At 58.2% G+C, this 19,104-nt stretch carries 20 protein-coding genes; 14 read left to right on the forward strand and 6 right to left on the reverse strand.

The window, feature by feature from the left end; all coding sequences use genetic code 11:
• Positions 1-430 (reverse strand): asparagine synthase-related protein (locus ABWQ00_RS14605; RefSeq protein WP_353239388.1); only part of this gene is annotated, 430 nt, incomplete at its 3' end.
• Between the two features lie 101 nt (positions 431-531).
• On the opposite strand from ABWQ00_RS14605, the gene ABWQ00_RS14610 reads away from it, so the two are divergent.
• Complete coding sequence (locus ABWQ00_RS14610) at positions 532-1,260, forward strand: lytic transglycosylase domain-containing protein (protein WP_353239389.1); 729 nt, start codon at positions 532-534, stop codon at positions 1,258-1,260.
• Positions 1,261-1,304: 44 nt separating this feature from the next.
• Here the strand turns inward: ABWQ00_RS14610 and ABWQ00_RS14615 are convergent, their stop codons facing one another.
• Both ABWQ00_RS14615 and ABWQ00_RS14620 read right to left on the reverse strand, forming a co-directional pair.
• Positions 1,305-2,063, reverse strand: a complete 759-nt coding sequence (locus ABWQ00_RS14615; protein WP_353239390.1) for a sulfite exporter TauE/SafE family protein — start codon at positions 2,061-2,063, stop codon at positions 1,305-1,307.
• A complete protein-coding gene (locus ABWQ00_RS14620) occupies positions 2,060-2,554 on the reverse strand; it encodes an NUDIX hydrolase (RefSeq protein WP_353239391.1) in 495 nt (164 codons plus the stop codon). Before ABWQ00_RS14620 ends, ABWQ00_RS14615 begins: the two co-directional genes overlap by 4 nt.
• Positions 2,555-2,777: 223 nt before the next feature.
• Here ABWQ00_RS14620 and ABWQ00_RS14625 point away from each other — a divergent pair, with 223 nt between their 5' ends.
• The 4 genes from ABWQ00_RS14625 to ABWQ00_RS14640 all read left to right on the forward strand — a co-directional run bounded on the left by ABWQ00_RS14625 (position 2,778) and on the right by ABWQ00_RS14640 (position 8,523).
• Complete coding sequence (locus ABWQ00_RS14625) at positions 2,778-4,379, forward strand: Re/Si-specific NAD(P)(+) transhydrogenase subunit alpha (RefSeq protein ID WP_353239392.1); 1,602 nt, start codon at positions 2,778-2,780, stop codon at positions 4,377-4,379.
• 99 nt (positions 4,380-4,478) lie between these two features.
• Entirely contained in the window at positions 4,479-5,897 is a 1,419-nt protein-coding gene (pntB, locus tag ABWQ00_RS14630; protein ID WP_353239393.1) for a Re/Si-specific NAD(P)(+) transhydrogenase subunit beta, read from the forward strand.
• Positions 5,898-6,034: 137 nt separating this feature from the next.
• Entirely contained in the window at positions 6,035-7,714 is a 1,680-nt protein-coding gene (locus ABWQ00_RS14635; protein ID WP_353239394.1) for a long-chain-fatty-acid--CoA ligase, read from the forward strand.
• Between the two features lie 32 nt (positions 7,715-7,746).
• The gene (locus tag ABWQ00_RS14640; protein WP_353239395.1) at positions 7,747-8,523 is read left to right on the forward strand and encodes a 5'-methylthioadenosine/adenosylhomocysteine nucleosidase; all 777 of its coding nucleotides are present in this window, start codon (positions 7,747-7,749) and stop codon (positions 8,521-8,523) included.
• Here ABWQ00_RS14640 and corA read toward each other — a convergent pair.
• Together corA and ABWQ00_RS14650 are read right to left on the reverse strand one after the other, a co-directional pair.
• Positions 8,516-9,502, reverse strand: a complete 987-nt coding sequence (gene corA / locus ABWQ00_RS14645; protein WP_353239396.1) for a magnesium/cobalt transporter CorA — start codon at positions 9,500-9,502, stop codon at positions 8,516-8,518. The genes ABWQ00_RS14640 and corA overlap by 8 nt on opposite strands.
• Before the next feature lie 154 nt (positions 9,503-9,656).
• Complete coding sequence (locus ABWQ00_RS14650; RefSeq protein ID WP_353239397.1) at positions 9,657-10,874, reverse strand: patatin-like phospholipase family protein; 1,218 nt, start codon at positions 10,872-10,874, stop codon at positions 9,657-9,659.
• Between the two features lie 60 nt (positions 10,875-10,934).
• Between ABWQ00_RS14650 and ABWQ00_RS14655 the strand changes: the two genes are divergently transcribed.
• The 4 genes from ABWQ00_RS14655 to hprK all read left to right on the forward strand — a co-directional run bounded on the left by ABWQ00_RS14655 (position 10,935) and on the right by hprK (position 14,314).
• On the forward strand, positions 10,935-12,146 hold the full coding sequence (locus ABWQ00_RS14655; protein WP_353239398.1) for an MFS transporter: 1,212 nt from the start codon (positions 10,935-10,937) through the stop codon (positions 12,144-12,146).
• A gap of 256 nt (positions 12,147-12,402) precedes the next feature.
• On the forward strand, positions 12,403-12,732 hold the full coding sequence (gene hpf / locus ABWQ00_RS14660; RefSeq protein WP_353239399.1) for a ribosome hibernation-promoting factor, HPF/YfiA family: 330 nt from the start codon (positions 12,403-12,405) through the stop codon (positions 12,730-12,732).
• 149 nt (positions 12,733-12,881) lie between these two features.
• A complete protein-coding gene (locus tag ABWQ00_RS14665; protein ID WP_353239400.1) occupies positions 12,882-13,349 on the forward strand; it encodes a PTS sugar transporter subunit IIA in 468 nt (155 codons plus the stop codon).
• A gap of 23 nt (positions 13,350-13,372) precedes the next feature.
• On the forward strand, positions 13,373-14,314 hold the full coding sequence (hprK, locus tag ABWQ00_RS14670; RefSeq protein ID WP_353239401.1) for an HPr(Ser) kinase/phosphatase: 942 nt from the start codon (positions 13,373-13,375) through the stop codon (positions 14,312-14,314).
• Positions 14,315-14,327: 13 nt separating this feature from the next.
• Here hprK and fur read toward each other — a convergent pair whose 3' ends face one another.
• Positions 14,328-14,759 carry a ferric iron uptake transcriptional regulator gene (fur, locus tag ABWQ00_RS14675; protein WP_353239402.1) on the reverse strand — a complete coding sequence of 144 codons (432 nt, stop codon included), beginning with the start codon at positions 14,757-14,759 and terminating at the stop codon, positions 14,328-14,330.
• 87 nt (positions 14,760-14,846) lie between these two features.
• Between fur and ABWQ00_RS14680 the strand changes: the two genes are divergently transcribed.
• The 5 genes from ABWQ00_RS14680 to ABWQ00_RS14700 form a co-directional block, all read left to right on the forward strand.
• Positions 14,847-15,389 (forward strand): outer membrane protein assembly factor BamE, encoded by a 543-nt coding sequence (locus ABWQ00_RS14680; RefSeq protein WP_353239403.1) that lies wholly within the window; start codon positions 14,847-14,849, stop codon positions 15,387-15,389.
• A gap of 59 nt (positions 15,390-15,448) precedes the next feature.
• Positions 15,449-16,264: a 4-hydroxy-tetrahydrodipicolinate reductase gene (gene dapB, locus ABWQ00_RS14685; protein WP_353239404.1), complete on the forward strand. Its 816-nt coding sequence runs from the start codon at positions 15,449-15,451 to the stop codon at positions 16,262-16,264.
• Positions 16,265-16,286: 22 nt separating this feature from the next.
• Positions 16,287-16,931 carry a MotA/TolQ/ExbB proton channel family protein gene (locus tag ABWQ00_RS14690; RefSeq protein ID WP_353239405.1) on the forward strand — a complete coding sequence of 215 codons (645 nt, stop codon included), beginning with the start codon at positions 16,287-16,289 and terminating at the stop codon, positions 16,929-16,931.
• Positions 16,932-16,937: 6 nt separating this feature from the next.
• Entirely contained in the window at positions 16,938-17,357 is a 420-nt protein-coding gene (locus ABWQ00_RS14695; protein WP_353239406.1) for an ExbD/TolR family protein, read from the forward strand.
• Positions 17,358-17,423: 66 nt separating this feature from the next.
• A partial coding sequence (locus tag ABWQ00_RS14700; protein WP_353239407.1) for a class I tRNA ligase family protein occupies positions 17,424-19,104 on the forward strand: 1,681 nt, incomplete at its 3' end.

Raw genomic sequence — 19,104 nt, forward strand, 5'->3', positions numbered from 1 at the left:
CTTTGAGCAGCTCGTGCTTTCCGGTGGCGGTGTTCAGGCGCACGCGGGCGTAGTGGCCGGTGGCGATCTTCTGTGCGCCCAGGCGCATGGCGTGGTCCAGGAAGGCCTTGAACTTGATCTCGGCATTGCACAAGATGTCGGGGTTGGGCGTGCGACCGGCCTGGTACTCGCGCAAAAACTCGGCAAACACCCGGTCCTTGTAGTCGGCCGCAAAGTTGACATGCTCGATCTCGATGCCCAGCACATCGGCCACGGCGGCGGCGTCCACAAAGTCGATGTTGGACGAGCAATATTCGCTGTCATCGTCGTCTTCCCAGTTTTTCATGAAGATGCCAATGACTTCATGGCCTTGCTGCTTGAGCAAATGGGCCGTGACGGCCGAATCGACGCCGCCGGACAGGCCGACGACCACACGTTTGTATTTGGACATGGTGTCATTATCCTTTGCGTGAATGGGTCATGGCGATGGGGGTGAAGGCATCGGTCTGGCAGATCAGCCGGATAATGGTCAGCCTTGAAAGTTTGGAAGCCATGTTCAATCCCTGGTCGCAAGACCCCGACCGTCGGGCGCGTTGTCGCAACACGCTGACACGCCTTGTGGCGTTTACCCACCGTGGCTTGGCCTTGGTGGGGGGGCTGGTGGCTGTCTTGTTGTTGTGGATCTGGTTGCAGCCGCAGTGGTTGCAACCGCTGGAGCAGCGCTTGGCCACTTGGCTGAGAGAGCGCGATGTGCTGACTGTTTTTTGGCCCCAAAACACAGCCGAGCGGGCCACCGCCGTGCATTTGCAGGATTTGCCACCCCAGCAGGCTTTGGTGGCCAATTGGTTGGCCCGCAAGTACAAGGTGGCGCCTGAGCCATTGGCTGCCTTGGTGGCCGAGGCCCATGTGCTGGCCAAAACGTCCAAACTGCCTGCGCACCTGATTTTGGCGGTCATGGCCACGGAATCGAGTTTTCATCCCTATGTGCAAAGCCAGGCCGGTGCTCAGGGTTTGATGCAGGTGATGACGGGTATTCATGCCCAACGTTACGAGGCCTATGGCGGACGATTGGCTGCCTTTGATCCGGTGACCAATTTGCGTGTGGGGGTGGCGGTGCTGAGCGATGCGATCAAGCTGCGCGGCGGTTCGCTGGAAGAAGGTTTGCTGTTTTACCTGGGAGGCTATGCCATGACCGAAGACAACGGTTATGTGGCCAAGGTCTTGGCCGAAAAAGCACGCCTTGACGCCGTTGCTGCTGGCCAAAAAACCCCAGTTGATTGACTTTAGGGTGCCTTTGCGTCAGTGGCTGACGTGCGCCGACGTGCTCACATTCGGCTGAAAAAAATTGCACTCATCACCAAGCCTGTGGCGATGACCATCCAACGTACCCAGCGCACCGGCAGGCGCTTGGCCAAGCGTGCCCCCACCCAGCCGCCTGCAGTGGCCAAAGCCATCATCCAGATCGCTTGGGGCCAAACAATGGCACCCGCCAGCGCAAAAGCCAGCACGGACAGCAAAGACAGCACAAAAGAATTGAGGTTCTTCAGTGCGTTGACCGTGTTCAGTCTGGATTCACCGGTCAGTGTGTACAGCGCCATCAACAAAATGCCCAGTCCCCCATTGAAGTAACCGCCATAAACCGCCACAAGCAGCAGCCCGGGCAAGCGCCAAGCGGGTTGACCTTGGCCAGAATTGCCCTTGGCGAGCCAAGGACCTGCCGCAAACAGCGCAGTCGCCACCAGCAAAAGCCATGGCACCAGACCTGAAAAGACTTTGGCAGGCGTCAACAGCAACAAGCCGGCACCGATCAGACCGCCCAAAGCGGCGATGGTCACCTCTTTTCGAAGCAGGCTTTTGGGCAGGGCCTTGAGTTCTGCACGGAACCCCCATGTGCTGCCCAAGTAACCGGGGCTCACGGCCATGGCGCTGGTGGCGTTGGCAGCCAAGGGCGGCACGCCTGCAAACACCAAGGCTGGAAAGGTGAGAAAACTGCCACCCCCGGCGATGGCATTGAGCACGCCCGCCGCAAAGGCCGCACCGCCCGTGAGCAGCCAAAGGGCCTCGCTGGACCAAGCGGCGCTCATGGTGCCAAGGGCGGCAAGTTGGCCACCGCTGAATCGGTGTGGATCACGCCCAGTGGAAAGCGCTGGCCAGCCAGATGGTCTTCAATGCACTGCAGCACCAAGGGGCTTCTGTGGCGATCGACGCTGTCGCGTACCTCTTGAGGGCTCATCCAGACCGTTCGCACAATGCCTTCGTCCAGGCTCAGACCCGGCTGCACATCGCCGATGTCACCGCAAAAGGCCATGCGCACATAGGTGATGTCTTCTCCCGTTTGTGGTCTTTGAAAGCGAGACAAGTAAATGCCCACCAACTCTTTGGGCGTGAAGGGTCGAGCGGTTTCTTCCAAGGCTTCGCGCGCGCAGCCTTCTGCGGGGGATTCACCGGGGTCGAGGTGACCTGCCGGGTTGTTCAGCTTCAGACCCTCTTGGGTATGTTCTTCAACCAGCAGGTAGCGGCCATCTTTTTCAATGATGGCGGCCACGGTGACATTGGGTTTCCAGCGTGTGTCCATGTCACGGATTATCTGTCCCCCGTGCCCTCAAGGCTGACATGCCGTTGTCACCTGGCCTGGTTCAAGCCCGGAGATCCCCCATAGGGGTGTGTACTGATGTTTTATCTTCCATGGGCGCTGGCGCATGGCCATGCCACTTGGAAGATCTTGGTGAAAGGGGGGAGACATTGACTTCGGTTAAGCTGTTTTACTTTGGTTTTCTGGACAGAGTGAGGAGACAGTCATGCAAACAGGCGATTCAGCCGCCACGCCCCAGCGCATTGGCGTGCCCAAAGAGGTTTTTCTTGGCGAAAAACGGGTGGCCACAGTCCCCGACGCGGTGACCAAGTTGGTCAAGCTCGGGTTTGCGGTCGTGGTGGAACAGGGTGCGGGCGATCTGGCCGACCTGTCGGACGCGGCTTATGTCGAAGCCGGTGCCACCATTGCCCCGAACGCTGCGGCGCTGTGGAGCGGCAGCGATATCGTCTTCAAAGTGCGTGCGCCGACCCCCGACGAAGTGGCGCTGATGCACGAAGGCCAGACTCTGATTGGCTTTTTGTGGCCAGCCCAAAACCCCGATTTGATGCAGCAGCTGGCGGCCAAAAAGGTCACCGCGCTGTCGATTGACGCTTTGCCCCGTACCCTCAGCCGCGCCCAGAAGATGGACGCGCTGACCTCTATGGCTGGAGTCAGTGGTTACCGCGCGGTCGTGGAAGCTGCCAACGCCTTTGGCCGTTTCTTCAACGGCCAAATCACGGCCGCGGGCAAAGTGCCCCCCGCCAAGGTCTTCATCGCCGGTGCCGGTGTGGCCGGTTTGGCCGCGATTGGCGCGGCCGCCAGCCTGGGCGCCATCGTGCGCGCCAACGACACCCGCGCCGAAGTGGCCGACCAAGTCGTGTCGCTTGGCGGCGAATTCGTCAAAGTGGACTATGAAGAAGAAGGTTCGGGCGGCGGCGGTTACGCCAAGGTCATGAGCGAAGGCTTCCAGGCCGCACAGCGCGAGATGTACGCCAAACAAGCCAAAGAGTGCGACATCATCATCACCACCGCGCTGATACCCGGCAAGCCCGCGCCCAAGCTGATCACCGCCGAGATGGTGCAAAGCATGAAGCCCGGCAGCGTGATCGTGGACATGGCCGCCGAGCAAGGCGGTAACTGCGAACTGACAGAACCCGGCAAAGCCGTGGTCAAACATGGCGTGACCATCGTCGGTTACACCGACTTGGCTTCGCGCATGGCGCGTCAGTCTTCCACGCTCTATGGCACCAACCTGTTCCGCTTGACCGAAGAGCTGTGCAAGACCAAGGATGGCTTGATCAACGTCAACATGGAAGATGACGCGATCCGGGGTCTGACGGTCATCAAAAACGGCGAAATCACTTGGCCTGCGCCGCCTTTGGCCGCTCCGCCCAAGCCTGCCACCAAGCCAGCAGCCGCGCCTGCCGCCAAAAAAGGCCATGGCCATGGCGAGCCATCGGGCCCCATGCCTGTGGGCCAATTGCTGATCGTTTCAGCGGTCGCCGCTGTGCTGCTGGTGCTGGTGGGTGCGTATGCGCCAGCCGCTTTCCTGTCGCACTTCACGGTGTTTGTATTGGCCTGCTTTGTGGGCTACATGGTGGTCTGGAACGTCAAGCCCGCTTTGCACACCCCGCTCATGAGCGTGACCAACGCGATCAGCTCCATCATCGCCATCGGCGCGCTGGTGCAGATATCGCCTCTGGCCGCAGCCGGGCGACCCAACACGCTGATCGCCATCTTGGCCTCTTTGGCGCTGGTGCTGACGGCCATCAACATGTTTGGCGGCTTTGCCGTCACCCAGCGCATGCTGGCCATGTTCCGAAAATAATGACTTTGGGGACAGATCTTCAGCTCTGTCCCCAACTGATTAAGACTTTGGGGACAGATCTTCAGTTCTGTTCCCAACCGATTAAGAAAAGAGACACTTATGAACTCAAGTCTGGCCACGGTCGCCTACATCGGCGCGACCATTCTTTTCATCCTCAGCCTAGGCGGTTTGTCCAACCAGGAAACCGCTCGGCGCGGCAACCTTTACGGCATGATCGGCATGAGCCTGGCTGTGCTGGCCACCATCTTTGGCCCGCAGGTCACAGCCGAGGGCATTCCCATGATCGTGGGCTCCGTGCTGGTGGGTGCACTGATTGGTCTTTATGCTGCGCGCAAAGTGCAGATGACCCAAATGCCCGAACTCGTTGCGCTCATGCACAGCATGGTCGGCATGGCTGCGGCGCTGGTGGGTTACGCCACTTATGTGGACCCAGAAGCCTCTAAGAATTTGGAAGGCGCGGCGCACGCTATCCACGCTGGTGAAATCTACATCGGCATCTTCATCGGTGCGGTGACCTTCTCGGGTTCGGTCGCGGCATTTGGCAAGTTGTCAGGCCGCATCGGTGGCAGCCCCTTGCTGCTGCCTGCTCGCCACTGGCTGAACCTGGTGGGTTTGATCGCGGTGATTTACTTCGGTCTTGAGTTCATGAACGCCCAGACGGTGGAAGAGGGCATGGTGCCCTTGTTCATCATGACCGCCATCGCCTTGCTGTTTGGTATCCACATGGTCATGGCCATTGGCGGCGCAGACATGCCGGTGGTGGTGTCCATGCTCAACAGTTATTCCGGCTGGGCCGCAGCGGCCACCGGCTTCATGCTGAGCAACGATTTGCTGATCGTGATCGGAGCCTTGGTGGGTTCCAGTGGCGCGATTTTGTCGTACATCATGTGCAACGCCATGAACCGCAGCTTCATCAGCGTGATCGCCGGTGGCTTTGGCACCACGGCAGCAGCGCCGAAGCCAACGGGCGAAGCGGTTGAGCCGCAAGGTGAAGTCAGCCCCATCTTGGCCGCTGAGACCGCCGAAATGTTGCGCGACGCCAAGAATGTGATCATCGTGCCGGGCTACGGCATGGCCGTGGCGCAAGCCCAGCACACGGTGTTTGAAATCACCAAGACACTGCGCGACAAAGGTGTGAACGTGCGCTTTGGTATCCACCCTGTGGCGGGCCGCATGCCAGGCCACATGAACGTTTTGTTGGCTGAGGCCAAAGTGCCCTACGACATCGTGTTCGAGATGGACGAACTCAACGACGACTTCGGCGACACCGACGTGGCCATCGTGATTGGCGCCAACGACATCGTGAACCCGGCCGCGCAGGACGACCCGTCCAGCCCGATCGCAGGCATGCCGGTGCTCGAAGTATGGAAGGCCCGCACCAGCATCGTCATGAAGCGCTCCATGGCCAGCGGTTATGCCGGCGTCGACAACCCACTGTTTTACAAAGATAACAACCGCATGCTGTTTGGCGATGCCAAGAAGATGCTCGATGAGGTGTTGATGACCTTGAAGCCCTAAAAAGCTTTTTGTCGTCGCGAAGAAAAAAGGGGGGTGAACACAGTTCATCCCCCTTTCATTTTTGGGCATAAACCCCGATGTTTTTCAGTCAGTTCACTGTCAGATATCAGGTAGACTGATTTTCAGGAGACTCTGACATGTTGAACCCTGTTTGGTTGAAAAGTTACCCCGAAGGCATTCCCGCTGAGATAGCGTCTGACCCCTACAGCTCCTTGGTCGGCTTGCTTGAAGACAGTTTTGCCAAATACGCTGACCGTTGTGCTTACAGCTTCATGGGCAAGGACATCAGTTTTGCCCAGACCAACGAGGAAAGCCTGGCGTTGGCCGCGTACTTGCAGTCTTTGGGATTGGTTCAAGGCGACCGCGTAGCCATCATGATGCCCAACGTGCTGCAGTACCCTGTGGCCGTGGCAGCGATCTTGCGTGCCGGTTTTGTGGTGGTCAACGTGAACCCCTTGTACACCGCGAGGGAGTTGGAACACCAACTCAAGGACTCGGGCGCCAAAGCGATCGTGATCATCGAAAACTTTGCCGCGACGCTTGAAAAATGCATCGCACAAACACCGGTGCAACATGTGGTGACGGCTGCGATGGGCGACCGTTTGGGTTTGCTCAAAGGCAGTTTGGTCAATTACGTGGTGCGGCATGTCAAAAAGATGGTGCCTGTTTTCCATCTGCCCCAAGCGGTCAAGTTCAATGATGCTCTGGGCAAAGGTCGTCAACTGGCTTTTCGAAAACCACAGCTGACCGCCGACGACATCGCGGTGTTGCAGTACACCGGCGGCACTACAGGCGTGTCCAAAGGTGCGGTGCTGCTGCACCGCAATGTGGTTGCCAACGTTTTGCAGTCTGAGGCCTGGAACGAGCCCGTCATGAAGCGCATTCCGGCAGGTGAGCAACCCACTTCGGTGTGTGCTTTGCCGCTGTACCACATCTTCGCCTTCACGGTGAACATGATGTTGGGGCTGCGCATGGGTGGAAAAACCATTTTGATTCCCAATCCGCGCGATTTGCCCGCAGTGCTCAAAGAGTTGTCCAAGCACACGTTTCACAGCTTTCCAGCCGTTAACACCTTGTTCAATGGCCTGGCTAACCACCCCGATTTCGGCACAGTGAATTGGTCCAACCTCAAAGTGTCTTTGGGGGGTGGCACGGCTGTGACGCCCAATGTCGCCCAACTTTGGCTCGAGAAGACCGGGTGTCCGATTTGCGAGGGCTATGGCTTGTCCGAAACCAGTCCCTCCGCCAGCTGCAACCCGACCACCAGCACCGAATTCACGGGGACCATTGGTGTGCCTTTGCCCAGCACTTGGATGAAATTGCTTGACGACGAGGGGCAGGAAGTGACCGAGCCCGGCCAACCAGGTGAAATCGCCATCAAGGGTCCGCAGGTCATGGCCGGTTACTGGCAGCGTCCCGATGAAACGGCCAAGGTCATGACCGCCGATGGCTACTTCAAGTCGGGCGATGTCGGGACGGTGGATGTACGTGGTTTCTTCAAGATCATTGACCGCAAGAAGGACATGATTTTGGTCAGCGGCTTCAACGTTTATCCCAACGAGGTGGAGGAGGTGGCTTCCACCTGCCCCGGCGTTTTGGAGTGCGCAGCGATTGGCGTACCGGATGAAAAAACGGGCGAAACCGTCAAGCTGGTGGTGGTCAAAAAAGACCCGGCTTTGACAGAAGCCAAGATCATGGCCCACTGCCGCGAACACATGACCGCCTACAAACAGCCCAGGGTGATCGAGTTCCGAACCGAGTTGCCCAAAACACCGGTGGGTAAGATTTTGCGGCGCGAGCTGCGCAGCCCTGCTTGATGGCGGGTGACCCACCGAGACGGTTCTGAAGGATGGCGACCATCGGCATCATGGGTGCCATGCACGAGGAATTGTCTGCTGTGTTGGCACACATGGCGGACGGACAGCTTGTCACGGTAGCGGGGAGGGACTTTTGGGTGGGCGATTGGCAAAGCCATTCTGTGGTCGCCGTGTTGTCCCGTATCGGTAAAGTAGCCGCCGCCACAACTGCCAGCATTTTGCTCGACCGCTTTCAGGTGGGCAGCGTGGTTTTCACCGGGGTGGCCGGTGGTTTGGCGCCCGATGTTCGCATTGGCGATGTGGTGGTGGCCCGAGGTTTTGTACAGCACGATATGGATGCATCCCCTTTGTGTCCAAGGTATGAGGTGCCTTTTTATGGGCGTGCCTGTTTCGAGGCGGACCCCAGTTTGTCCGATCAATTGGCACGGGCCAGTGCCCAGGTGTTGGCAGCGGCACCTTTGCATCTGGGACAAGAGACCATGGACCAATTCAAGCTGTTGACTCCTTGTGTCCACCAAGGCCTGCTGGTCAGTGGTGACCGATTTGTCTCGACATCGGCCGAAAGCCGGCTTTTGTCGCAGGCGTTTCCATTGGCGATGGCGGTCGAAATGGAGGGGGCGGCGGTCGCCCAAGTTTGTTGGGATTACAAAGCCGCTTTTGCAGCGGTTCGCACCGTGTCCGATCGTGCCGACGATGCCGCACACACGGATTTTCAGAGGTTTGTCAGTGGTGTGGCGAGCCGTTACAGCTTGGCGATTTTGTCCCGATGGCTGAAAGACCTGCCGAAAGGTGTGCCCGGCATCACTTGAGCCAACCGCGGCGGCGAAAGTACCACATGGGCACCACCGCACTGGCCACCATCAAGCTCAGGGCAAACGGATAGCCCCACTTTTGAGACAGTTCGGGCATGTACTGGAAATTCATGCCGTACAAGCTGGCGATCAAGGTGGGGGGCAGCAAAGCCACGCTGGCCACCGAGAAGATTTTGATGATCTTGTTTTGGTTGATGTTGATGAAACCCACTGTGGCATCCATCAAGAAGTTGATCTTGTCAAACAAGAACTCGGTATGCGAGTCCAGCGAGTCGATGTCACGCAAAATCTGGCGTGCTTCTTCAAACTGCTCCGCATTGAGCATTTTGGAGCGCATCATGAAGCTGACGGCGCGTCGGGTGTCCATGGCGTTGCGGCGAATGCGTCCGTTCAGATCTTCTTGCCTGGCAATGGCGCCCAACACTTCGCCTGCCATGGCATCGGTCACGTCACCTGAAAGCACTTTTTTGCCCGCGGTTTCCAGCTGGTCGTAAATGCCCTCCAAGGTATCGGCTGAATATTCGGCATCGGCGTCAAACAACTTGAGCAGCACATCCTTGGCGTCTTCGATCAAGCCCGGAGCCCTGCGAGCGCGCATGCGCAGAAGGCGAAACACCGGGACATCTTCGTCGTGGATCGAAAACAGCACGCCTTGGCTTTTCAATTCGACGTTGTGTTGGTTCAGGATGAAGGCGCAGCGTACGGTGCGCGGCTCGTCTTCGTCGGCGATCAAAAAGTCAGAGCGGATATGCAGTTCGCCGTTGTCTTCTTCGTAGAAGCGAGCGGATTCTTCAATGTCCTCGTCCATCGCATCTTCTGGAATGGACAGGCCGAAGTACTGCTTGATCCAGCGCTTTTCTTCCAGCGTGGGCGACTCCAGATCGACCCAGATGGGCTGAAAGCGGGAGAGTTCTTCCAGCGACTCGATCTCTTCTTGAAAGAGACGACCGTTGACAAGGGTAAAGATGTTGAGCATGGCGAATCCAAAAAATGGCCAGTTGCCAAAAGTTCAAAGGGGCGGCGAAGGGTTCTCGGCAGCTTTCGAACGATGGGCAGTTGCTCAGCGCGTTCGAAAGCTACCAACTCGGGGTCGTTTCCACAGCAATGTGTCTCCAGAAAGAATTGTTGGATTATCGCACCTGAGATGCTGCTCGGGCTGTCAGGAATTCCAAGATCTCATCGGATTTGGCGACCACGTCTGCTTGCCCTAATGCCATCAAAGCCCGGATGAAGCCTGGCTCAAACAGCAAGTAACTGGCCAAGGCCGCCCCACTGCCCTGCAAAGCACCCAAGCCCTCCAGCACCCGCAAGATGGGCAATGGCAGCGTGTGCACGTGTGCTTGCGCCAATTCATCCAGTGAGGCGCTGGGCTGCAGCGTGAGGACCTCCACCGAGCGAAAGGGTAACTCGGCCCGCACCGATTCAGGCAGCTTGCGCAAGGATTGGTTGATGCGGGTGATTTGCTCCACGTCAGCCTGCAAAGTGTCGTGGAAAACACTGGCCATGGCATGCCCTGCAATCGTGCCCAAAGAAGGCCGGCCGTTGGTCTGAAGGGGGATGCCCAAACTGGCGCGTTGAGGTTGGCTCACGCCGATGGCCAAGATGCGATCGGCTCCCAATTGCACGGCCGCTGACAAAGGGGATATTTGCCGCATCGATCCATCTCCAAAATACTCCATGCCACCATCGACCCACAGCGGCGTGGCCGGAAAGATGAAGGGAATGGCACTTGAGGCCATCAGGTGCTCGATCGTGATGGGTTGCTGTTCGGCACGTCGGCCGGGGCGGCTCCAGGGAATTGGCAAACCATCCTGGGTTTGGCAAAACGTCCAGTGCACACCGCTGGTGTAACTTGAAGCGGTCACGGCCAAGGCGTGCAAAACGCCTGTTTGTAGGGCCGTGTCGATGCGGCTCAGTTCGATCGCTTTGTGCAAAGTGTTCACCAAGGCCAAGCTGTCCATGGCCGCGGCTTGTTGGCGAGCCGATAAAACCAGCCCCAAGGCCGTTGCCCAGCGGCTAAAACGAGCCAAGGGTGTTGGAGGCAGGTGGTAAACCGCATCGGTGCGTATGCCCTGCCAAAAGTGGGCCAAATCGTCCAGCGCGCCAAGCCCCTCCAAGGCGCGGCTGGCTAAAAAAGTCGCATTCAGGGCCCCGGCAGAGGTGCCTGTGAGCACTTGAAACGGAAAACCAGGGCCCGCTTGTGACTGACCCAGCAGGCGACCGATGGCCTGCAGGACGCCCGCCTGATAGGCTGTGCGAGCGCCTCCACCCATCAAGACCAGGCCATTCAAGAGGGGCGCTGCCGAAAGCGTTGGGGGCTTGGTTGCGTTCAGGGTGTCAATGTGCATGGTTTTCTAGGGGGCAGGCTGGGGGTGTTAGATTGTCGGCCAACGCGAAGACATTGTTTCATGATCCCTCACCTGACCCTACGGCGAGAGCGCTGGCTGCTGTTGACCTTGGCGGGCATCCAGTTCACCCACATCTTGGATTTCATGATCATGATGCCGCTGGGGCCGCAGTTCACGGCCCTGTTTGGCATCAGCAACGCCCAATTCGGCTTGTTGGTTTCGGCTTACACCTTGTCGGCGGGCCTGTCAGGGCTCATGGCGGCCACCTACATCGACCGTTTCAGCCGCAAGCAGTTGCTGCTGACCATGTACACCCTGTTTGGCTTGGCTACCTTGGCTTGTGGTCTGGCACCCGACTACTTTTGGCTGATGGCAGCCCGCATTGCCGCAGGTTTGTTTGGCGGCGTGTTGTCGGCTTTGGCCCAGACCATCGTCGCCGATGTCATTCCGTTTGAACGCCGGGGCAGGGCCATGAGCGTGGTGATGACTTCTTTCTCGGTATCTACGGTGGCGGGTGTGCCTTTGGGTTTGTTTTTGGCGGCGCATTTCAATTGGCATGCGCCATTTTTTGGCATTGCCTTGTTGGTCGGCCTGCTGGCATGGGGCGCTTGGCAGACCTTGCCCCGGTTGGACGCGCATTTGCACCACCCTGAGCGTGTGAACGTTTGGCGTGGCATTGGTCAGGTCCTGGCGGAGCCTAACCACCTCAAAGCGTTCGGGGTGTCTGGCTTGATGATGTTTGCTAGTTTCACCGTCATTCCTTACATCACGATTTACCTTCAGTCCAATGCCGGTATGCAAACCGATGAGGTACCCTGGGTCTATTTGTGCGGCGGTTTGACCACTTTGTTGACGGCCCGTTACTTTGGTCGCTTGACCGATCGGGTCGGCAAAGTGAAGGTGTTCCAACGCTTGGCATGGGCTGTGTCTTTCCCTTTGATGGCGACCACGCTCTCACAAGGCTTGCCATTGTGGGGTTTGTTACTGATCTCAACTTGTTTGTTCGCCATGATGAGCGGCCGGATGATCCCCGGCATGGCGATGATCTCATCGTCTGTTGAGCCGCGTCTGCGGGGTACTTTCATGACACTTAACTCGGCAGTCCAGTCTGCATCGATGGGCGTGGCCGCTTTTGTGGGGGGATTGATCATCGGGCGTGATGCGCAGGGGCATCTCACGCTGTACTGGGTGGCAGGCTTGCTTGGGGTATTGGCCAGTGGCCTCAGCGCTTGGTTGGCCGGACGCTTGCGCTTGCAGGGTGCGCCAGCTTGAGGTGTTTTCGCTTGGAGGGCGCTTTGGGTTAGCGCTTTAGGGGTCTTGATTCAAACTTTAAGCGTGTGATTCAATCCGCACGATAGCATTGAAAAGAGTGCCTGTGGGCATTGCGGACAGATTTTTCAGGTTTAGTTTTGGAAGCATTGCTTTTCGGTAACGCGGGGCGCATAGTGAGGTCGAACCACCTGAAAAGTGGTTTCTGGGCCCAGCCTCGGCGGGGCTTTTTCTACCTGAATCAATGGAGACGACGTCTATGAATTTAATCATCAGCGGACACCATTTGGAAGTGACCCCAGCCTTGCGCCAGTACGTCACGGGGAAACTCGATCGCATCACCCGGCATTTTGACCAAGTGGTGGATGTGAAAGTGCTGCTGACCGTCGAAAAGCAGAAAGAGAAAGAAAAACGGCAACGGGCCGAGTGCAACATCCATGTCAAAGGCAATGACCTGTTTGCCGAGAGCGCGCATGAGGACCTGTATGCCGCGGTGGACGACCTGGTGGACAAACTCGACCGTCAAGTGGTCAAGCACAAGGACCGTATCACCGATCACCACCACTCTGCGCCCAAGCGCATGATGTGAACAGTTGACCTTTTAACTCAAGGCCGCACACAGCGGCCTTTTTCTTGGGCTCATCTCGTGTCTAAATGGCAACAAAACGATAAAAACGGCTTCGGCTCCAAGGGCGGTCTGTGTTGGGGGCCGTTCGGGTGCATAATCCGGCCTCGACCATGAACCGACTCTCATCCATATTGCCTATTGCCCAAGTTCTTGTGGGGGTGGAAGCCACCAGCAAGAAACGTGCATTCGAAGAAGCCGGACTTCTCTTTGAGAATCTGCACGGTTTGTCCCGTGCCTTGGTCACAGACAGCCTGTTTGCTCGGGAACGATTGGGTTCGACAGGTTTGGGTCACGGCGTGGCTATTCCTCATGGCCGCATCAAGGGCCTCAAGGCACCCATGGCCGCCGTCTTTCAATTGGCTCAGCCGATTGGTTTTGACGCCCCAGATGAGCAGCCTGTCAACTTGTTGATCTTTTTGTTGGTGCCCGAGGCGGCCACGCAAAAACACCTCGAAATTCTGTCTGAAATCGCTGAACTGTTGAGCGACACTGTGCTGCGCGAGAGCATCAAAGGCAGTACAGCCCAAACCAGTTTGCACCAATTGATTGCCCAGTGGCAGTCGGCCCAAACGGCCTGATGGCGCTCAGCTGAAGCTCCGCGATGAAGCCTTCCGTCATCAGCGCCGATGTTTTGTTCGAAGACCATCGGAACCAATTGAAATGGCAGTGGTTGGCGGGGCTTGGTGCCTCTGAGCGCCGATTTGATGAAGTGGCGGTCCGCGCAGCCCGATCGGGTGCCGATTTGGTCGGCTACCTCAATTACATTCATCCTTACCGTGTACAGATCTTGGGACCACGCGAAGTGGCTTACCTGACCAGAGGAACAGAAGAAGACTGTGCCCGCCGTACAGCCCGGATTGTGACCCTTGAGCCCCCTGTCTTGGTGCTCGCAGATGGCCAGACAGCTCCTGATGCCTTGTTGGCCATGTGTGAACGGGCCCAAATCCCCATGTTTTCGACCGAGCAGTCATCGGCATTTGTGATCGATGTGCTGAGGGCCTACTTGTCCAAACACTTTGCCGACCGCACCACGATGCATGGGGTGTTCATGGACATCTTGGGCATGGGTGTTCTGATCACCGGCGAGTCGGGTTTGGGCAAAAGCGAGTTGGGCTTGGAGCTGATTTCCCGGGGTAACGGCTTGGTGGCCGACGATGCTGTCGATCTTTACCGCATCAACCAGACCACCATTGAGGCGCGTTGTCCTGATTTGCTGCAAAACTTGTTGGAAGTGCGAGGCATTGGCTTGCTCGACATTCGGGCCATCTTTGGTGAAACAGCGGTACGCCGCAAGATGCGCCTGAAGCTGATTGTGCATTTGGTGCGGCGCGAAACTTTGGAGCGCGATTACGAACGATTGCCTTCAGAGCCTTTGCGCCAAGATGTGCTCGGAATTCCTGTGCAAAAAGTGGTGATTCAAGTGATGGCTGGCCGCAACATCGCCGTTTTGGTCGAGGCGGCTGTGCGCAATACCATTTTGCAGATGCGTGGCATCGACACTTACCAAGAGTTCATCGAGCGGCAACGCCGCGCCATGGAGTAGAGCGCCCCCACGTTCAGCGGACGTTGCGATGAGGGCAGGGATTTTGTGTGCAGTGAGCGTACAAACTCAAGGCATGGTCGGCGATCTCAAAGCCTTTGGCCTTGGCCACTGCGTGTTGACGTGATTCGATTTCGGCATCGTAAAACTCTTCGACCCGGCCGCAATCGAGGCAAACCATGTGGTCATGGTGTTGCCCTTCGTTCAACTCATAAACGGATTTACCGCTTTCAAAGTGGTTGCGGCTCAAAATCCCGGCTTGCTCAAACTGTGTCAAAACCCGGTAAACGGTGGCCAAGCCGATGTCTGCGTTGTCAAGCAGCAATTGGCGAAAAACATCCTCTGCGGTCATGTGGCGCATGGAGCCACTTTGGAAAACCTCCAAAATTTTGAGCCTAGGCAAAGTGGCTTTGAGGCCGTTGTTTTTCAGTTCATCGATCTGGCGCATGGGAAGGGCTTGTCCTGTCTTTGGGCCGCAGTTCGCTGGATAAGCTGCCGCTACAATGGCCATGATCATATCGGCACCCATCCAACCATGACCGCATCCCCGACATTCCGCTCTTCCAGACGTTTGCTGGCTGCAGGCCTTGTGCTTTTTGGCTTGGTGGGTTGCAGTGGCTTGGCTGGCATCAATCGAGACACTTTCAGGCCCTACGTGCCAGAGGTGGTGCAAGGCAACTTCATTTCCAAAGAGCAAAGACAAGTTTTGCGCCTTGGCATGGCCCGGGTTCAGGTGCGCGAGGTGTTGGGGACGCCCTTGGTCGCCAGTTTGTTCCATGCAGACCGGTGGGATTACGCGTTCAGCATCCAACGGCAGGGTGTTGCGCCTCAAAATTTCAGCCTCACGGTTCATTTCAAGGGCGATCTGTTGGACCGCATTGAAGGTGACGACTTGCCCAGTGAGTCTGAATTTGCCGGACGCCTGATCAAGCCTCGAGCCCCGGGCAAATTGCCTGTCTTGCAAGCCAGTGAAGAAGACCTCAAGAAGTTCACAAGCACACCGGCTGCCAGGTCCGTCAACCCACCTGCTCCCACAGCCCCCCGAACTTATCCACCCTTGGAGCCTGTTTCGCGCTGAGCGCGTCGGTCGCTTGTGTCTTGTTCGGCGGTTGAGCCCCCATTTCATTCAAACCCCCCATGACCACTTTGAAACAACTGCCCATCACCGTTGCGGGCGCCTCCGGCCGCATGGGTCACATGCTGATTGAAGCCATCTTGTCCACCGACGACTGCCGCTTGTCGGGGGCTCTTGACATCGCTGCCAGCCCAGCTTTGGGCCAAGATGCCGGTGCTGCCATGGGGCGGACCACAGGTGCGTTGGTCACAGCTGACTTGCATGCAGGCTTGCAAGGTTCGGCATGTTTGATCGATTTCACCCGCCCAGAAGGTACATTGGCACACTTGCAAGTGTGCCGCGAATTGGGTGTGAAAGCAGTCATTGGGACCACGGGTTTCACGGATGCTCAAAAAGCCGAAATCGCCCTGATTTCCCGTGACATTGCCATTGTGATGGCCCCGAACATGAGTGTGGGCGTTAACGTCACCCTCAAACTGTTGCAAATGGCAGCGCAGGCCATGCCTACCGGCTACGACATCGAGATCATCGAAGCCCACCACCGCCACAAAGTCGATGCACCTTCGGGTACTGCTCTGAAGATGGGCGAAGTGATTGCAGAGGCCATTGGGCGCGATTTGAACGCCTGTGCGGTGTACGAGCGCTTTGGCCACACTGGCGAGCGCGACCCGTCCACCATTGGTTTTTCCACCATCCGGGGCGGCGACATTGTGGGCGACCACACCGTGCTTTTTGCGGGGATTGGCGAGCGCATCGAGGTCACGCACAAGTCCTCCAGCCGGTCCACCTACGCCCAAGGCAGTCTGCGGGCTGCACGCTTTTTGTCAGGGCAAGAGCGCGGCCTGTTCGACATGTTTGACGTGTTGAACCTGCGCTGAAGCGCTGTTACCGAAGCACACCATGAGCTTGAACGACTTCTGGCTGCACAGCGACGTCGTGAGCCTTTTTTTGGCGGTCTTGCTGTTGGTTCTGTCGGTAGGCTCTTGGGTGGTGATGGCCTTGAAATGGCGTTTGCTCACGCGTGTGAGCCGTGACGTGCCCCGAAGTGTGGCCGCTTTCTGGCAGGCGCCGGGCTTTGAAGAAGGGCGCCAGCGCGTCGCCCAATTCGACCAAGACGCATGCGTCCTGCCTTTGCTTGAGGCGAGCTTGTTGCCTTTGGGGGGCACTTTGGCGTCTTCAGGCGACCGCCACCACCAGTTGACCCGGGTGCTGCGCGATGCCATGCAAGCGGTGGTGCGCCGATTGCAGTGGGGGCAAACATGGCTGGCCACCGCTGGCGCGATTTCGCCTTTCGTGGGCTTGTTGGGGACGGTTTGGGGCATTTTCAATGCGCTGGCAGGGCTGACGCAGGGCGGCGCGATCCGTATTGAAGAGATTGCCGGGCCTGTGGGCGAGGCCTTGGTCATGACGGCTGCGGGCTTGGCAGTCGCGATCCCAGCCGTGTTGGGCTATAACTTCTTGGGGCGGCGCATGGGTCACATCGAGGCCGAACTTGAAGGCTTCGCGCACGATGTGCGCGCCCTTTTGGCCGGACCAGAAAGCTGATCCGCCATGGCTTTTGGTCGATTGTCCAGTCGCCAACCGGATCCACCCATGGCTGACATCAACGTGACGCCCTTGGTGGACGTGATGTTGGTCTTATTGGTGATTTTCATGGTCACGGCCCCCCTGATGACCAGCGCCATTCGACTGGACTTGCCCCAAAGCGAAGCTACCGATACTGGCGCTGTGGCGTCGTCCGTGGTGTTGGTTGTGGATGCCCAGGGTGCCTTGTATCTGAACGACAAAGCCATCACGGCGGAAGCCTTGAAAGCCCACCTGTCCGGTGTGGCCCGTCGGGATCCCCAAACCGAGTTGGAGCTGCGGGCCGATGCGTCGGTGCCCTATGGCCGGGTGGTGGAAGCCATGGGTTTGGCTCAAAAGGCGGGCCTGACCCGCATTGGCTTTGTGGCCCAGCTGGCTTTCCCCTGATGGACGCTGGCTTGGCGTGTTTCAGGCCCTCTGATCGCTCTGCCCCAACCCCTACAATTTAGCCCTATGCAAGACAAGTACAACCACCTCGAAGTCGAACCCGCAGCGCAATGGCGATGGACGGCCCGCGATGCCTACCGCGTCACCGAAGACGCCAGCAAAAAGAAGTTCTACGCCTGCTCCATGTTGCCGTACCCCAGCGGCAAGCTGCACATGGGCCATGTGCGCAACTACACCATCAACGACATGCTCACGCGCAGTCTGCGCATGAAGGGCTTCAACGTCTTGATGCCCATGGGTTGGGACGCCTTTGGTCTGCCTGCCGAGAACGCCGCGCTCAAAAACGGCGTGCCCCCGGCCAAGTGGACGTACGAGAACATCGCGTACATGAAAAAGCAGATGCAGGCCATGGGCCTGGCCATTGACTGGTCACGCGAAGTCGCCACCTGCGACCCGACCTATTACAAATGGAACCAATGGTTGTTCTTGAAGATGCTCGAAAAAGGCATCGCCTACCGCAAGACCCAGGTCGTGAATTGGGACCCGGTCGACCAGACGGTGCTGGCCAACGAGCAGGTGATCGACGGCAAGGGCTGGCGCACCGGCGCGCCCGTGGAAAAGCGCGAGATCCCCGGCTATTACCTGAACATCACCGACTACGCGCAGGAGTTGCTCGACCATGTGCAGATTGGCAACGACAAGGCCACGCTCAACGGCTGGCCAGACAAAGTTCGCCTGATGCAGGAAAACTGGATCGGCAAAAGCGAAGGCGTGCGTTTTGCTTTCCCGCACGACCTCCAAGGTGCTGACGGTCAGCTGATTGGCGGCGGCAAGATGTACGTCTTCACCACCCGCGCTGACACTATCATGGGTGTGACGTTTTGCGCAGTGGCGGCTGAGCACCCGCTGGCGCTGCATGCGGCGGCGAGCAACCCCGCTTTGGCGGCGTTTCTGGAAGAGTGCAAAACCGGTGGCACCACCGAAGCCGAATTGGCCACGCAAGAGAAAAAGGGCATGGCCACGGGCCTGTTCGTCACGCACCCGTTGACCGGCGCAAAGGTCGAGGTCTGGGTCGGCAACTACGTGCTCATGAGTTATGGCGACGGTGCTGTCATGGGCGTGCCTGCGCACGATGAGCGTGACTTTGCGTTTGCACTCAAGTACGCCTTGCCGATCAAGCAAGTTGTGGGCTTGGTTCCGGCCGTTGCAGTGCTGGTCACCGGTTTGTCAGTCGCAGGCTCCGATTCCTCTCCGGCGGCCAGCCCCACAACGGCCTCCGTGGTGGGTGCGGGTGGTGTTGCATTTGATGCGAGTGCCTGGCAGGAGTGGTATGCCACCAAAAACGGTGTTTGCGTCAACTCTGGCGAGCTCGATGGCCTGAGCTTCCAGGCAGCCGCCAACAAGGTGGCTGAATTGCTGGCCGCCAAAGGCCTGGGCGAGAAGAAGACCACCTGGCGTCTGCGCGACTGGGGCGTGAGCCGGCAGCGTTACTGGGGCACGCCGATTCCGATCATCCACTGCGACGAGCATGGCGCGGTGCCGGTGCCTGAAAAAGACCTGCCGGTCATCCTGCCGCAGGACTGCATCCCCGACGGCTCGGGCAACCCGCTGCACAAGCACGAGGGCTTTCACGCGGGTGTGACTTGCCCCGTCTGCGGCAAGCCTGCCCGCCGCGAAACCGACACCATGGACACCTTCGTGGATTCGTCCTGGTATTTCATGCGCTATTGCGACCCGACCAACACCG

Origin of the sequence: Limnohabitans sp., from assembly GCF_040400975.1 — a bacterium.
Taxonomy (GTDB): Bacteria; Pseudomonadota; Gammaproteobacteria; order Burkholderiales; family Burkholderiaceae_C; genus Limnohabitans_A.

Bases quoted from the DNA above. Each gene is read 5' to 3' on its own strand.
- ABWQ00_RS14610 (WP_353239389.1), top strand. From the start codon at position 532: ATGTTCAATCCCTGGTCGCAAGACCCCGACCGTCGGGCGCGTTGTCGC.
- ABWQ00_RS14615 (WP_353239390.1), bottom strand. From the start codon at position 2,063: ATGAGCGCCGCTTGGTCCAGCGAGGCCCTTTGGCTGCTCACGGGCGGT.
- ABWQ00_RS14620 (WP_353239391.1), bottom strand. From the start codon at position 2,554: ATGGACACACGCTGGAAACCCAATGTCACCGTGGCCGCCATCATTGAA.
- ABWQ00_RS14625 (WP_353239392.1), top strand. From the start codon at position 2,778: ATGCAAACAGGCGATTCAGCCGCCACGCCCCAGCGCATTGGCGTGCCC.
- pntB (WP_353239393.1), top strand. From the start codon at position 4,479: ATGAACTCAAGTCTGGCCACGGTCGCCTACATCGGCGCGACCATTCTT.
- ABWQ00_RS14635 (WP_353239394.1), top strand. From the start codon at position 6,035: ATGTTGAACCCTGTTTGGTTGAAAAGTTACCCCGAAGGCATTCCCGCT.
- ABWQ00_RS14640 (WP_353239395.1), top strand. From the start codon at position 7,747: ATGGCGACCATCGGCATCATGGGTGCCATGCACGAGGAATTGTCTGCT.
- corA (WP_353239396.1), bottom strand. From the start codon at position 9,502: ATGCTCAACATCTTTACCCTTGTCAACGGTCGTCTCTTTCAAGAAGAG.
- ABWQ00_RS14650 (WP_353239397.1), bottom strand. From the start codon at position 10,874: ATGCACATTGACACCCTGAACGCAACCAAGCCCCCAACGCTTTCGGCA.
- ABWQ00_RS14655 (WP_353239398.1), top strand. From the start codon at position 10,935: ATGATCCCTCACCTGACCCTACGGCGAGAGCGCTGGCTGCTGTTGACC.
- hpf (WP_353239399.1), top strand. From the start codon at position 12,403: ATGAATTTAATCATCAGCGGACACCATTTGGAAGTGACCCCAGCCTTG.
- ABWQ00_RS14665 (WP_353239400.1), top strand. From the start codon at position 12,882: ATGAACCGACTCTCATCCATATTGCCTATTGCCCAAGTTCTTGTGGGG.
- hprK (WP_353239401.1), top strand. From the start codon at position 13,373: ATGAAGCCTTCCGTCATCAGCGCCGATGTTTTGTTCGAAGACCATCGG.
- fur (WP_353239402.1), bottom strand. From the start codon at position 14,759: ATGCGCCAGATCGATGAACTGAAAAACAACGGCCTCAAAGCCACTTTG.
- ABWQ00_RS14680 (WP_353239403.1), top strand. From the start codon at position 14,847: ATGACCGCATCCCCGACATTCCGCTCTTCCAGACGTTTGCTGGCTGCA.
- dapB (WP_353239404.1), top strand. From the start codon at position 15,449: ATGACCACTTTGAAACAACTGCCCATCACCGTTGCGGGCGCCTCCGGC.
- ABWQ00_RS14690 (WP_353239405.1), top strand. From the start codon at position 16,287: ATGAGCTTGAACGACTTCTGGCTGCACAGCGACGTCGTGAGCCTTTTT.
- ABWQ00_RS14695 (WP_353239406.1), top strand. From the start codon at position 16,938: ATGGCTTTTGGTCGATTGTCCAGTCGCCAACCGGATCCACCCATGGCT.